Here is a 13,941-nt window from a genome sequence, read left to right as displayed (position 1 = left end):
AAATTATCTCCCCTGATTTGAAATCAACCGTTTCAGTCTATTCACAAACCCGGTTTCTGCAGATTGGTTGATAGTAATAGACCCATCCAAATATTGCTGTGTAATCTGCAAAAGCGCTTTAGAAGCTGATGATCTTCGGTTGAATTGTAAGAATGGCACCTGAGAAACTACTGCTTTCCCAACATTAGGATCATCAGGTAAAATACCAAGCGGATGCAATTCTTTATTAAGAAACTGCTTTCCTGCCCTTTGAAAACGATTCAGAGTTTCCTTACCAGTCTGAATGTCAGAAGCCCGATTAATCAGCATATAAATGTTCATGTTTCTCTGTAGCTGATGAATATATTTAAGGATGGCATAACCATCCGTCAACGCAGTAGGTTCCGGTGTGGTGACCAATATGGTTTCTTCAGCAGCTAAAATGAACTTTAAACTGTCGTTTGTAACTCCTGCCCCCATATCAAAAATGACATAATCATAAGATTTAGATATAGCTTCAAACTCAGATAAAAAGTGATGGAACCGATTTTCATCCAAATGAAACAGCTCGGATAACCCTGAGCCTCCTGCTATGTATTCCAATGATTCCGGTCCCTGGGTCAAAATATGCTTGAGAGATACATCCCCCTCAAACAGATCTACAAGATTATGGGTGGCACTTTTCCCAATGAGGATATCGATATTACCCATACCTATATCTAGGTCAAACAACAAAACTCTCTGCTGTCTCTCTTTTAAGGCAATAGAGAAATTCAAGGCAAAATTTGATTTGCCCACTCCCCCCTTACCACTGATAATGGCAAGGGTTTTGGCTTTATGTTCTTCTCTATTCTTTTTTTCCAGCATACGGTCACGCAACTGCTGCGCCTGGTCATGCATCATTTCTGTCACCTGCTATCCTCGATGCCACCCAATCAATGGTTGCTCCCCGAATATCATCCGGTACATTTTGTCCATCTGTAATGTAGGCTGCTCCCACTTTGTTGCGAAGCAGCATGTTCAAGGCGCAGCCGAACGTGGAAGTTTCATCAGCTTTTGTAAAGATCAGCTTATTAATTGGAACTTCATGAAATTGATCGTAAATCACCTGCATATCCCGATATCGGGAGGTCAGCGATAATACTAGATAAGTTTCCATATTTACCCCGAAATCAATCATTTCTTTTAATTCTTTGATGTACTGCGCGTCGCGAAAATTTCTTCCTGCAGTATCGATCAATACTAAATCATAAGCTGAGAACTTTTCCCGTGCTGCCATATAATCTTCAATAGAATAGGCGACCTCAATCGGAACATCTAATAACTCTGCATAAGTTTTCAATTGTTCAATAGCAGCAATACGATAGGTATCCGTTGTAATAAACGCTACTTTTTTGTTTGCAGATAATACCGCCTGGGCGGCTACCTTTGCAATCGTAGTGGTTTTTCCTACCCCAGTAGGACCGACAAACTGAATATATTGATTACGATAATCGATTCCCCCAAATGATAAAAGCGGATTCAAACGGTTCAATGCAGAGGAGATAACTTCATGTATACCACCCTCAGGTGTAGTATCCCTGTTGTGCTCCTTCCAATCATTTATGATTTCTTCTGCAATTGCCGGGGCAACTTCTTGTTCCATTAATTGCTCGTATATTTCATTAAAAGGTGAGGCTAAATGAAACGATTGGGGCTGCTGTCGTTCAAGCAGCTTTTTCATTGCCTTGATTTCCCTTATTACGTCCAGATCCATTGATTGATCGTTTTGTGGGGGAGGAGGGACCGGTTTCGCTTCTTGCTTAATTTTATTTTGGCTGCCCGCAATATGAGGTTCCCTAGTATCAGGATCGATGGCTGCAATTACTTCAATATTCTTTTTTTTGAATAAACCAAGGAAACCACCGCGATAAACGACCTTAGAATTTAAAATCACCGCGTCGCTCCCCATCTCTTTTTTAACCTGGGTCATAACTTCAGGCATGGATGGTGCCTGATATTTTTTTACTTTCATGCCACATTCACCACCCCTACACTTTGGACTTCTATGGTTGGCTCAAGCTCATTATAGGAAAGTACATGGACCTGAGGCAGATACCGGTCGAGCAATTGCTTCAAATACATACGGACAGCCGGCGAACAAAGGACAACCGCTGTCTCTTCTTGCAATGATAGTTGTTCTGCCTGCTCCGCTACAGATTGGATAATGGTTTGCTGAGTATCCGGGTCGAGTGTTAAATAACTGCCGTGCTCTGTCTGCTGGATATGATCAGCTAACAACTTTTCCACTTTCCCGGAAACGGTCAGCACCTTCATGGATCTACCATTAGAAAATTGTTCGGTGATTTGCTGGGAGAGGCCCTGTCTGGCATATTCCCCAAGCAGCTCGGTATCGTTGGTCATTTTACCGAAGTCTGCTAACGTTTCAAAAATAACTGGGAGGTTTTTGACCGATACATTTTCTCTAAGCAGCTTCGCCAGCACTTTCTGGATATCTCCAACGCCGAGTGGTTCAGGTGTTACCTCTTCCACTAATATTGGATAAGTATTTTTTAAATGATCGATCAGCTGCTGTGTCTCTTGTCTTCCTAACAGCTGATGAGCATGCTTTTTAATGACTTCTGTAAGGTGCGTAGATACGACAGAAGGGGGATCGACAACTGTGTATCCGGAAAGTTCAGCTTCGTCTTTTACTTCTTCGGTTACCCATTTCGCTGGAAGTCCAAAGGCAGGCTCCCTGGTGTCAATCCCATCAATCGCCTCATCGTCGTCCCCTGGGCTCATAGCCAAATAATGATCAAGAATCAGCTCTCCACGGGCTACTTCATTTCCTTTTATTTTCAAACGGTATTCATTAGGGCTTAATTGGATGTTATCCCTTATTCTTACCACTGGAATGACGATTCCAAGTTCAATTGCAAGCTGACGGCGAATCATGACAATCCGGTCGAGGAGATCTCCGCCCTGATTAGTGTCAGCGAGCGGTATAAGACCATAGCCAAATTCAAATTCAACAGGATCCATACTTATCAAATTGACGACATTCTCCGGTGACTTCATTTGACTGCTATCCGCTTCTTCTTCTTTTTCCTCCAGGTCCGTTTCATCTTCTTCGGGATCGCGCGACAGCCAATAGCCTCCAAAAGCTAAAATAGAGGCGATCATTGTCGTCAGAAGAAAGTTAATCGGTGTCAATCCTAATAAAAAGATAGTCCCAGCAGCTATGTATAACATTGTAGGATCCTGCAGCAACTGATTAGTGACGTCTGTCCCAAGGTTCCCCTTTGAAGCAACGCGAGTGACTACAATGCCAGTAGCTGTAGATATCAACAGCGCAGGTATCTGACTGACAAGACCATCCCCAACAGTGAGGCGCATATAGACATCAACCGCTTCCGCGAAAGACATATCCATCTGGACCATTCCAATGATCAATCCAAACATAATATTGATCAAAACGATAATAATTCCAGCGATAGCATCCCCTTTGACAAACTTGCTTCCACCATCCATCGCTCCATAGAAATCAGCTTCCTGTTCAATTTTTTCCCGGCGCTCTTTTGCCTGCTGTTCGGAAATCATACCGGCATTGAGATCGGCATCGATACTCATCTGCTTTCCAGGCATGGCATCCAGGGTGAATCTGGCTGCGACTTCCGACACTCGTTCTGCCCCTTTCGTGATGACTAAAAACTGAATAATCACCAGGATAATGAATACTACGAAACCTACCAGGGGATTGTTTCCGATGACAAAGGTGCCAAATGTATCGACAACCCCTCCAGCATCAGCTTTGGATAGAATGGACCGAGTAGTGGAAACATTCAAGCCCAGGCGGAATAACGTCATTAATAGTAACAAAGAAGGAAAAATAGAAAATTGCAAGGCCTCTTTCATATTCATGGACACAAGAATGACCATCAAAGCAAGGGAGATGTTGATTAAGATCAAAAAACTTAAAAGCCAACCCGGCAAGGGAATGACCAACATTATAATAATCATGATGACGCCTAATAAAACAGATAGATCCCTTGGTGCCATTGTCTTCTCCCCCTTACTTTCTAGACTTTCTTCTGGATACGGTAGACATAGGCAAGCACTTCTGCCACAGCCTTATAAAACTTTTCATCAATTGCCTCCCCAATTTCCGAACCATCATACAACGCTCTTGCCAGGGGACGATTCTCTACCATGACTACCTTATTTGCCTTCGCCACTTCTTTTATTTTTTGGGCGACAAAATCAACACCCTTGGCAAGAACGATCGGAGCGTCGCCCTTTTCCTCGTCATATTTAATCGCAATGGCAAAATGCGTCGGATTGGTGATGACCACATCTGCTTCCGGCACCTCACTCATCATCCGCTGCATGGCCATTTGTCGTTGTTTCTCTTTAATTTTCGATTTAATTAACGGGTCGCCTTCAATATTTTTATGTTCATCTTTGACATCATGTTTCGACATCCTGATGCTTTTTTCAAAGTCATATTTTTGATAACTGTAATCCAGTACCGAGATAAGCAACAGGGCTATAGCTGAAGCTATCCCCATAATGACGGTCGTTTGACCAAAGAAAGCCAGTGCCCCCTCGACCGGTCGCTGGGACATCATCATCATGTCATCTTTTCTTAACCAGATTACAGCGAAGGTAATTGTACCAATCATGGTGATTTTCAATAACGATTTCACCAGTTCTACGAGCGCCCGTGCCGAGAAGATCTTTTTTGCTCCCTGGATTGGATTGATTTTACTCAATTTGAACTTTAAAGGATCAGTGGTAAACATGAAGCCGACTTGCAGCCAGTTGGAAGCCAGTCCAGCTATTACCGCTACACCCATAATAGGCGCGAGAACTTTGCTTAATTCAATCGTTGTCTCTGTAAATACCTGAAAAACATTCTTTTCGGTTACATCCCAATGGATATATTCCTGGAAAGCATGTTCATACATGCCTGTCATCACACCTTTAAGAAAATCCCCGAGCACCATAAACAGGGCGAACATGCAAAGCATAAGGATTGCTGTATTGACGTCCTGACTTTTTGCTACCTGCCCTTTTTTCCGTGAATCCTGCCGCTTTTTAGGTGTTGCTTTCTCCGTTTTTTCACCTGCGAAGTACTGCAGGTCTAGTTTCAAATACATGTCATGCGCCTCCAAACAGTTGCATCAGGCCCCTCATTGTAGCAAGCATCGTTTCGAACAAGTTTTCAATTAACATCATGAAAATTCCGATGGATAAAAATAACACAATAAATGCGACGAGAATTTTCAAAGGAAGGCCGACGACGAATACATTCAATTGAGGAACAGTCCGTGCGACGATTCCCAGTGCGACATCCACAAGGAACAAGCAGCCAACCACAGGTACAGCCATCAAAAAGGCAATGATGAACATCTGGTTGAATGCCTGAATGACAAAGTCAGCGAAATTACCATCCGATAACGGCAGCCAGGCCTGCATCGGTATTAACTCATAGCTGTAAAACACCCCATCCAGCATCAGATGATGGCCATTGACGGCTAATAAAAACAGCAAGGCGAATGTATAAAGATACTGGCCGATCAACGGGCTTTGTGCCCCTGTTTGAGGATCGATGACATTGGCGATGGCAAACCCCATCTGGAAATCGATGAACCCTCCAGCAATTTGGATAGCAGCTAATATGATGTAAGCAATCAGACCGATCATCAAGCCGACCAGCGCCTCTTTTAAAAGTAAAAGTATATAGGTGCCATTAGGCAACACGATGGGAACATCTATGGTAAAAAACATCAATAGCGCCAGGAAAAAACCGAAGCCTAATTTATGCTGCGCAGGTACATTTCGATAGGAAAAGAGCGGCAATGTAACGAAAAAAGCAGTCACCCGTACCAATACAAGTAAAAATGCAGGAATGCTTGCCAAATTGATTGTTTCCAGCATATTTTAACCTACCAATATATTAAGATTTCTAAAGATATCTGCTGTGAATTCCACTACCTGTGTAAGCATCCATGGTCCAAAGAATATAAGACCGAGAAGGACAGCTACAATTTTCGGAATAAAAGCAAGCGTCTGTTCCTGTATTTGAGTTGTAGCCTGGAAAATGCTGACCAGCAAACCGACCCCAAGCGCCAAAATCAATAATGGACCAGTAACTATCAAAACCGTATAGATTCCTCTTTCTGCCAGTGAGATGACCATTTCACTGTTCATTGAAGCTACCTCCTGTCTCTAAAACCCTTCCAGTAACGAATGGGTAATCAAATACCAGCCATCGACCAATACAAATAAAAGGATTTTGAATGGCAGTGAAATCATGACTGGCGGCAGCATCATCATCCCCATCGACATCAAGACGCTGGCCACTGCCATATCAATAACGAGAAACGGAACGAAAATCATGAACCCCATTTGAAAAGCGGTTTTCAGTTCACTGATGGCGAATGCCGGGACTAGGGTTGTCATCGGGATGTCATGGATTGTATTCGGCCGTTCCATTTGAGCATAATTCATAAAAAGCGCCAGGTCTTTTTGCCGCGTATGCTTTGCCATAAACTCCTTCATCGGCACCGCGGCTTCTTCGTAAGCTTCATCCAGCGTGATTTCTTCATTGAATAATGGCTGAAGCGCTTGATCGTTCACTTCCTGTAAAGTGGGAGACATTATGAAAAAAGTCAGGAACAACGCTATTCCTATCAGGACCTGATTAGGAGGCATCTGCTGAGTAGCCAGTGAAGTTCGGACAAATGACAATACGATTAATATACGCGTAAAACTTGTCATCAATATTAAAATACCTGGGGCTAACGAAAGTACGGTAAGCAGCAAAAGGAGACGGACAGCTGTAGAAACGTTCTCCGGATCTGAGCTTGAAAAGATCTCTACGAATTCATTCATCGTTATGTCTCTCTCCCTGCTTTTTGTTATGTAAAAGCTGGTTACGCTTATCCTTCAGGTCCCCCAGCTCTTGCTGAAATAATTGTTGAAATTGAACAGAAGAGGAGGAATTGTCATAAGCGGCATGTTTCTCTTTTTTCTTTTGAAAGAAACGTGTGAAAATCTGCTGCTCCATTGACGTATCCGGTTCCGAATTTAATAGCTCTTCTTTTGTATGTTCATCTGTGATTTCTGTAATCATTTCAACATTGTCCCCAACTCCTATTACTAAGACCCGACTTCCGATACGAACAACCTGAAGGGAACGGCTGGGCCCCAACGATAGACCACCGATATTTTCAAGTTTGCGCGTTTTTTGGAATAACTTATTTCTTCGATTAAAAAACTTCAGGAGACCGTATATCAATCCAAGGACCAGCGCGAGTGAAAATAGTAACTGGACAAGGTTCCAAGCCATTGAACCATTGGCTGTGCTTATTTCGTTCGAATGACTATTTTGGTTAACCGGTGATTCGGTGGACCCTGTCCCCGCTTCCTTGCACCCTTCCAATCCAGGATTTTCTGTACAATCAATCACCGAAGGGGTCGCCATTACCGGAGTCAATGAAAATGATACCAATATGACGAGGGCCCCAAGCATGTAAAGCACTCTATTTATAAACATAACAGCCTCACTTCTACACTTAATCTATTGCTTTTTGAACTGCTTCGACTACGCGTTCCGGCTGAAAGGGCTTAACAATGAAATCTTTTGCTCCCGCCTGAATCGCTTCGATAACCATCGCCTGCTGGCCCATTGCTGAACACATAATAATTTTCGCGTCCGGGTGGTTCTGTTTAATCACTTTCAGAGCTGAGATACCATCCATCTCCGGCATCGTGATATCCATTGTCACAAGATCAGGGGTAATCGCTTCGAATTTTTCAATCGCTTCTTTCCCATCCTGCGCTTCCCCCGCTACGACAAATCCGTGTTGAGTGAGGATATCTTTTAACATCATCCGCATAAATGCAGCATCATCTACAATTAAAACTTTATTAGCCATATAAACCCTCTTCTCTATCCTGTTATTTGATCCTTTTCAAGCGATCCTTTGGACTTAATATATCTGTTACTCTTACACCGAAATTTTCGTCAATGACAACGACTTCCCCCTGGGCAATCAATTTATTATTGACATGGATATCAACAGGCTCACCTGCAAGCTTGTCAAGCTCTACTACTGAACCGGAAGATAATTCGAGAATATCCTTGATCGTGCGTTTCGCTCTCCCTAACTCCACCGTTACCTTAAGCGGAATATCGAGCAGCATATCGAGGTTCCGCAGGTCTTTAGAGACAGGTGGCTGTGTACCAAAATCAGAAAATTGGGCAGATTGAATCTCCGCATCCTGCTGCTGGCTTCCATATGTACCTAATAATTGGGAAGACTGCTGTTGCTTAGCTTCCTCAGTGACATAATGGCTTCCAGGCATTTCGCTATCCTTCCCATCACCTGGATAAGAAACACTGCCACCATTTGGCACAATTTCTTCAGTAGGAGGGTCCTGGTGCAGCAAGCTTTCCACCAAATCTTTCGCAAAACGATAAGGAAGCAATTGCATGAAATTGGAGTCAATTATGTTACCAACCTTCAGGTTGAAGGATATTTTGACGAGAATATTTTCGTCAGGAATATAATTTAATCCTTCATCTTCTGGGAGATCGAGCATATCGATGGTTGGAGGTGAGATATCTACTCGTTTTTCAAAAATAGTTGACATACTTGTTGCTGCGGCTCCCATCATCTGGTTCATGGCCTCCTGGACAGCACTCCTATGCATGTCCTCCAGCTCTGTCGGAGGAGCTGTTCCATCCCCACCCAACATCAAATCTCCAATAATACCGGCATCATCTGTGCTGATGATTAATAAGTTATCCCCTGTAAAACCTTCCGTATAGGTTACTTTGATTGCAACATGGGGCTGTGGAAATTCTTCATGAATCCGCGCCTTGTCTATTACCATCGTGGACGGTGCCGTGATTTCCACCTTCTGTTTCAATATGGTGGACAATGCGGTGGCCGCACTACCGAACGAAATATTTCCAATCTCACCTAGGGCATCTCTTTCCAATTCGGTGAGGTAATCTTCTGTGTTCATCCGAGTTTTTGAGGCAGCAGGTTTGCTTTCTTCTTGTTCATCACCCATGTCACTTCCGTTGAGAAGCGCATCTATTTCATCTTGCGATAACATATCATCATTCATCATTGTATTCGTCCCCCCTTTTGATTTCTTCCAAAACCTGGACAGCCATCTTTCTCCGTTTCTTTCCTGGCTGAACATAGAACTTAGGTTCTTCATCAATACATAGACGCAGCGGGTCACTAATCAGTTGATCAAGCTGGATAACGTCATCCGGCTTCAGCTGGATGAATTCTTCAATACTGACATCTGCTTCCCCTAATATCGCTTTTACCTCAATTGTTGTTTTTTCCAGAGATTTTGAAAGGGCCTGGTATTCTTCCGGTTTGCTTTCGGTCAGCTGTTGGTTCTGCATCCAATAATGGACGGAAAGCTTTGGAATGATTGGCTCCAGAACGACATGTGGAATACAAATATTGACCATTCCAGTCGTTTCCCCAATCGTCATATTCAAAGAAATGATCACTACTGTTTCATTCGGTGAAACTAATTGAAGAAACTGTGGGTTCACTTCAAAATCTTCCATTATCGGTTCCACTTCTACAATAGAACTCCAGGCCTCTTGAAAGTTCTCGGCAGCGTGCTCAAACAATTGCTTCATGATTGTCGTTTCAATTTCTGTCAGATTATCGACTTTGTTAAAACTGACACCTCTTCCGCCCAATACTCGATCCAGCATGGCGTAAGCGATATTCGGATTGATTTCAAACAGAATTCGGCCCGCTAAGGGTGGAAGGCTGAATATATTCAAAATTGTCATTTTAGGTATGGAACGGATGAATTCTTCATAAGGAGCCTGGTCGACAGAAGCAACCGTTATATGTACATAGGTCCGGAGCTTTGCAGAAAAATAGGTAGTCAAAAGCCTCGCAAAATTCTCATGGACTCGTGAGAGGCTCCTTATCTGATCTTTAGAAAAACGGAGCGCTCGTTTAAAATCATAAACCCTGACCCTTTTTTCATTTTGTTCTTCCTTTAATTCTTCCGCATTCATCTCTCCGGTCGATATTGCGGAAAGCAGTGCATCAATTTCACTTTGGGAAAGTACATCTTCTGCCACTAATACCACCTCCGTTCATAAACAACTTATATTTTATTGCAATACTTTTTTAATCGTATAGACATCGGCAACCTTGCCCTCCGTCAACAAGTCATTCAGTTTCGTTTTCAAACTGGCCTCTAACTTATCCAGGCCGCTCTTGAACTCGCTGACTTCCATGGTAGCCAGCTCTTTAATCAACACATTCTGTAATTGAAAGTCCCTTTTTTGCAGTTCTTCATGGGCGCCTTTACTGTCCGTCACGATTCGGAATTGTATGCGGACAAAACGGTTGTCCTTTAAATCAGTAGTTATCTCTTCCGTTTCATAAGAGGTCTCGATGATATCATCGATGGATCGTTTCCCCTCTGCCTGTGGCTGCTCTCCCATATTCAAGACCAATATAAGTGCTATGATTCCGAGCACCGCCACAGTTGATAAAGAAATAACCATTGTTTTGAGCAGTTTGGAACTCATTCTTGATCTCCAGCTCCTTTCCATTGGCCTGTGAACCCGATGTCCTGATAAAATCGCTTCATACGAGCGACGATTAGTTGTTCTTCTTCCCGTACCACTAACTTTTTGCCAGTCGTGGTGGTTATGGTGGCATCCGGACAGGACTGGATTTGTTCTATGTACAACGCATTAAGTTGAAATGTTTCACCATTAAGCCGTGTAAGTGTAATCATATGATGGAGGATCCATTTTAAATGAATCCTCCTTTCCTCCCTTATATTAACGCTTCAAATTGACCAATTCCTGAAGAATCTCATCCGATGTCGTTATGATTCTGGTGTTAGCCTGAAAACCACGCTGAGCGGTTATCATTTCAGTGAACTCTTCCGAAAGATCGACGTTAGACATTTCCAACGCACCAGCAATAGTTTGACCAACTCCCCCTTGACCTGGTATCTCTAAATCAGTAAGAGCCAAACCAGTCTGTTCGTTCTGGACACTTAAACCTGCGTTGTCAGTGAGTGTATACATATTGCCACCCGCTTTTTCTAATCCATCAGGATTTGAGAAATTCGCCAGACGAATTTGGGCAGCATTTACTGCTTTGCCATTCTCTACATAAGTTACTGTACCATTGCTCTGTATACTGAAACTTTGAGCAGTATCAGGAATATTTATACGACCCTCACCTAAACTGTTGCCATCTTCATCAAAAGTATCGGCAACTAAATACTGGCCATTACTATTAACCACGTCACCGTTATCATCCAAATAAAAATTTCCAGCTCTTGTGAAACTCAATTTAGATTCCAGGATATTAGTGGAGGTGTCTTCTCCTTCAGCAACAACAAACATTCCAGATCCTTCAATAGCCAAGTCTAATGGACGGTCTGTTGATTGACGGTTTCCTTGTGTATGGATGGTATCAACAGCTCCTACATTAGATCCCAACCCCACTTGTGAAGGATTCTTACCACCTGAAAAGTTAGTAGGACCTTGAGCCCCACTGATTGTTTGGCTCATCATTGCCTGAAAGGTAGTCCGGCCTTTTTTGTATCCATAGGTGTTGACATTAGCTATATTGTTTCCGATCGTATCAAGTTTTGTCTGAAACCCTTTCATACCTGAAATTCCACTGTACATTGAACGTAGCATGCAGCTTACATTCCTTTCTCTTTTTAAGTTTTTCAAACTGCTTCGATCAGTCAGCAGTTTCTACGGCTTCCCTTGCTGGGTCCAGCCTAATCATCCATTAAAATCGTGCCATTAATATTTGAAAATATTTTTGAAGAAGCTTCGTTACGGTTCATAGCAGTAATAACCGTGTTATTTTTGGTACTGACTAGTAAAGCCGCATCAGGAAGCAATACCAGTGAATCGGTAATCCCTTTTTGTTTTGCTTCTTGCATCTTGTCAGATAACCGGTCCCATTGTGCTTGGGAAATCGCGATATTCCTTTGTTGCAGCCGTTCTCCGGCATGCTTACTTAACTTGACTTGCCTGGCATCTGCAAGTACATCTTTGAAAGAGATACTGCTCGTATTGGAAGTCTGCTGCTTATTAACCTTAGGTAAGGGCATCGGTTGATGCAGCTGATGGATGCGAGGTTCCATATAATCCCCTTTCTATACATCACTCGGTACTCAACTGGCTTATCCGCAAAACGGACTGGACATCGACTTGCGTACCATCTTCCATTTCCAGCCAGGTTTCACCATCTTTTTGACTGACAGCTGCCACCACTCCCATTTCTGTTTCGGAGTCACCTTCCACAGGATAGGACACTTCTTTTCCAATGAGGGAGCTGTACTGTACTACTGGTACAAATGTCTGGGAGTCAGCCATTTTTTCCATTGCTTGTGTCATATTCATCATCTGCTCCAAACTGGAAAAGCTGGCCATTTGAGAAATGAATTCCTTATCCTCCATTGGATTCATCGGATCCTGGGTTTGCAGTTGTGTCATTAATATTTTTAAAAAGTCATCCTTATCTAATGTTGAACTTGTGGATCCTCTAGTTGGCTGCTGTGGTAAATAAAGGGATGGATCAATCTTTGTCATGGTAATCACCTACACTTTCTCATTCACCAATATATCGTGAAAGCTTTCCTTCTCCTCCTCACTGCTTCCGTCAGAATTTTGCTCTCTTGAAGGATGTTGGGAGTGAGAGTCGCGTTCCTGACCGCTGAATGATTGTTCTTTTGATTGAAATTGCTGTTGTCCAGGATGCATATCTGATTTTTCAATTACAACCTGTTGAGGGGAGAACATATGGCGAAGCTGCTGGATATTCCCTTCCAGCATTTCTTTAGCAGACTGAGAAGTTACGAGAATCTTCACAGCCATTTCTCCGTTCAATTGCGTCATCTTTACTACTACATCGCCCAGGTTTCCAGGCTTCAACTTCAGTTGCATTTCCATTGCGCCAGATTTTAATTGTTGCAGGTTACTAGATTTTATGGCGCGTTCAAATGCGTGCATCAGCTGCTTTTGCATGCCATCTGATGATTGGCTTTGGTCCAGCCGAATCATCAATTGTTCTACTTTGGAAAGTGGTCCTGGAGAAATAGGCCCCTGATGGGCACCAGATAACTCATTCATGTTGTACTTGTTAATCGCCTGCTTCAGCCATTTGCTCATATCTTTCGTCGTGACTTGTGCCTGGGAGTGGTAAGCTGTGTTTGGCATAGAAGTGCGTGATTGATACCATTTGATCACATCACGTAAAGCCCGATCACCCTGGAGTATTTCAACCCTCTTCCAAACCGCTGGTTCCTGTAACTTACTTTGCTGGGACAATTGTTCGAGTGAATGAAGCAGCTTTTTCGCTATAATTCCATACTCACTACCTGATTCAGTACCCGCCTTCTGTAATAATTCTTTGATATGTAGGAGTAAGGACTGAAAATCACCCAGGATTACTTTTTCTTCACTGATGGGTGTTAATAAATTTGATTCAGCAATGAGTTTCCCTGTATCCCCTTCGGAACTGACATAAAAATCGCTGTTTTCCAAGGCGGGTGGTAGTTTCTCTATTTGAAGAAGTTCCCCATCTTGTGCTGTGAGCACCAAGGAAGAAAGGGATTTATTGTCTTCCTGCAAGTAGTCCAGCACCGATTGCGGCAATTCCTTCACAACCTCTGAAGAATCGGAACTCCCTTCTCCCTCTGTTTTCACTATAGTCGAGGTAAAATGCTTTATGGAGGATACTGCTTGAGGAAATGGTTGAACCTCCTTCTTCCCTTCTCCAGCAGAAAAGCATTTCGATACTAACTGTTCAAAAGCGGCAGCTGGACCACGAGGGCGATGCTGTGCTGTTAACGAACCGCCTGGTAAAGAAAATGTTGATTTTATAAGACTCGATTCCATTCTATTTCACCTCCTTTCAAGAATCAGAAAGACTA

General features: G+C 42.9%; 17 protein-coding genes. All 17 read right to left on the bottom strand.

Translation table 11 applies throughout. The features are described from left to right. Positions 1 to 3: 3 nt before the first annotated feature. Positions 4 to 882: a MinD/ParA family protein gene (locus FHS45_RS05070; RefSeq protein ID WP_148350117.1), complete on the bottom strand. Its 879-nt coding sequence runs from the start codon at positions 880 to 882 to the stop codon at positions 4 to 6. Then, positions 872 to 1,993, bottom strand: a complete 1,122-nt coding sequence (gene flhF / locus FHS45_RS05065) for a flagellar biosynthesis GTPase FlhF (protein WP_062445856.1) — start codon at positions 1,991 to 1,993, stop codon at positions 872 to 874. The genes FHS45_RS05070 and flhF overlap by 11 nt, the downstream gene beginning before the upstream one ends. Then, the gene (gene flhA, locus FHS45_RS05060) at positions 1,990 to 4,020 is read right to left on the bottom strand and encodes a flagellar biosynthesis protein FlhA (RefSeq protein WP_062445855.1); all 2,031 of its coding nucleotides are present in this window, start codon (positions 4,018 to 4,020) and stop codon (positions 1,990 to 1,992) included. Before flhA ends, flhF begins: the two co-directional genes overlap by 4 nt. 20 nt (positions 4,021 to 4,040) lie before the next feature. Next, positions 4,041 to 5,120, bottom strand: a complete 1,080-nt coding sequence (gene flhB / locus FHS45_RS05055) for a flagellar biosynthesis protein FlhB (protein ID WP_062445854.1) — start codon at positions 5,118 to 5,120, stop codon at positions 4,041 to 4,043. Between the two features lies 1 nt (position 5,121). Further along, positions 5,122 to 5,901 carry a flagellar biosynthetic protein FliR gene (gene fliR, locus FHS45_RS05050; RefSeq protein ID WP_062445853.1) on the bottom strand — a complete coding sequence of 260 codons (780 nt, stop codon included), beginning with the start codon at positions 5,899 to 5,901 and terminating at the stop codon, positions 5,122 to 5,124. A gap of 3 nt (positions 5,902 to 5,904) precedes the next feature. Continuing rightward, positions 5,905 to 6,174: a flagellar biosynthesis protein FliQ gene (gene fliQ / locus FHS45_RS05045; protein ID WP_062445852.1), complete on the bottom strand. Its 270-nt coding sequence runs from the start codon at positions 6,172 to 6,174 to the stop codon at positions 5,905 to 5,907. 18 nt (positions 6,175 to 6,192) lie between these two features. Next, positions 6,193 to 6,858, bottom strand: a complete 666-nt coding sequence (fliP, locus tag FHS45_RS05040; RefSeq protein WP_062445851.1) for a flagellar type III secretion system pore protein FliP — start codon at positions 6,856 to 6,858, stop codon at positions 6,193 to 6,195. Next, positions 6,851 to 7,522 carry a flagellar biosynthetic protein FliO gene (locus FHS45_RS05035; protein WP_082412050.1) on the bottom strand — a complete coding sequence of 224 codons (672 nt, stop codon included), beginning with the start codon at positions 7,520 to 7,522 and terminating at the stop codon, positions 6,851 to 6,853. The genes fliP and FHS45_RS05035 overlap by 8 nt, the downstream gene beginning before the upstream one ends. Positions 7,523 to 7,541: 19 nt before the next feature. Further along, positions 7,542 to 7,904: a response regulator gene (locus tag FHS45_RS05030; RefSeq protein ID WP_062445849.1), complete on the bottom strand. Its 363-nt coding sequence runs from the start codon at positions 7,902 to 7,904 to the stop codon at positions 7,542 to 7,544. Positions 7,905 to 7,926: 22 nt separating this feature from the next. Beyond that, positions 7,927 to 9,108 (bottom strand): flagellar motor switch phosphatase FliY, encoded by a 1,182-nt coding sequence (gene fliY, locus FHS45_RS05025; protein ID WP_062445848.1) that lies wholly within the window; start codon positions 9,106 to 9,108, stop codon positions 7,927 to 7,929. Continuing rightward, on the bottom strand, positions 9,098 to 10,102 hold the full coding sequence (gene fliM, locus FHS45_RS05020; protein ID WP_062445847.1) for a flagellar motor switch protein FliM: 1,005 nt from the start codon (positions 10,100 to 10,102) through the stop codon (positions 9,098 to 9,100). The genes fliY and fliM overlap by 11 nt, the downstream gene beginning before the upstream one ends. 33 nt (positions 10,103 to 10,135) lie before the next feature. Next, a complete protein-coding gene (fliL, locus tag FHS45_RS05015) occupies positions 10,136 to 10,558 on the bottom strand; it encodes a flagellar basal body-associated protein FliL (protein WP_062445846.1) in 423 nt (140 codons plus the stop codon). Beyond that, positions 10,555 to 10,770 carry a flagellar FlbD family protein gene (locus FHS45_RS05010; protein ID WP_062445845.1) on the bottom strand — a complete coding sequence of 72 codons (216 nt, stop codon included), beginning with the start codon at positions 10,768 to 10,770 and terminating at the stop codon, positions 10,555 to 10,557. Before FHS45_RS05010 ends, fliL begins: the two co-directional genes overlap by 4 nt. 46 nt (positions 10,771 to 10,816) lie before the next feature. After that, on the bottom strand, positions 10,817 to 11,692 hold the full coding sequence (gene flgG / locus FHS45_RS05005; protein ID WP_062445844.1) for a flagellar basal body rod protein FlgG: 876 nt from the start codon (positions 11,690 to 11,692) through the stop codon (positions 10,817 to 10,819). Positions 11,693 to 11,778: 86 nt separating this feature from the next. Beyond that, the gene (locus FHS45_RS05000) at positions 11,779 to 12,150 is read right to left on the bottom strand and encodes a TIGR02530 family flagellar biosynthesis protein (RefSeq protein ID WP_062445843.1); all 372 of its coding nucleotides are present in this window, start codon (positions 12,148 to 12,150) and stop codon (positions 11,779 to 11,781) included. A 19-nt stretch (positions 12,151 to 12,169) separates the two neighbouring features. Further along, a complete protein-coding gene (gene flgD, locus FHS45_RS04995) occupies positions 12,170 to 12,598 on the bottom strand; it encodes a flagellar hook assembly protein FlgD (protein WP_062445842.1) in 429 nt (142 codons plus the stop codon). 9 nt (positions 12,599 to 12,607) lie between these two features. Then, positions 12,608 to 13,906, bottom strand: coding sequence for a flagellar hook-length control protein FliK (locus tag FHS45_RS04990; RefSeq protein WP_062445841.1), 1,299 nt, complete (start codon positions 13,904 to 13,906; stop codon positions 12,608 to 12,610). Positions 13,907 to 13,941: the final 35 nt, after the last annotated feature.

It is taken from the genome of Thalassobacillus devorans (assembly GCF_011761345.1).
In the GTDB taxonomy this organism is placed as follows: domain Bacteria; phylum Bacillota; class Bacilli; order Bacillales; family Halobacillaceae; genus Thalassobacillus; species Thalassobacillus devorans.
This window is presented reverse-complemented; position numbering and strand designations above follow the sequence as displayed.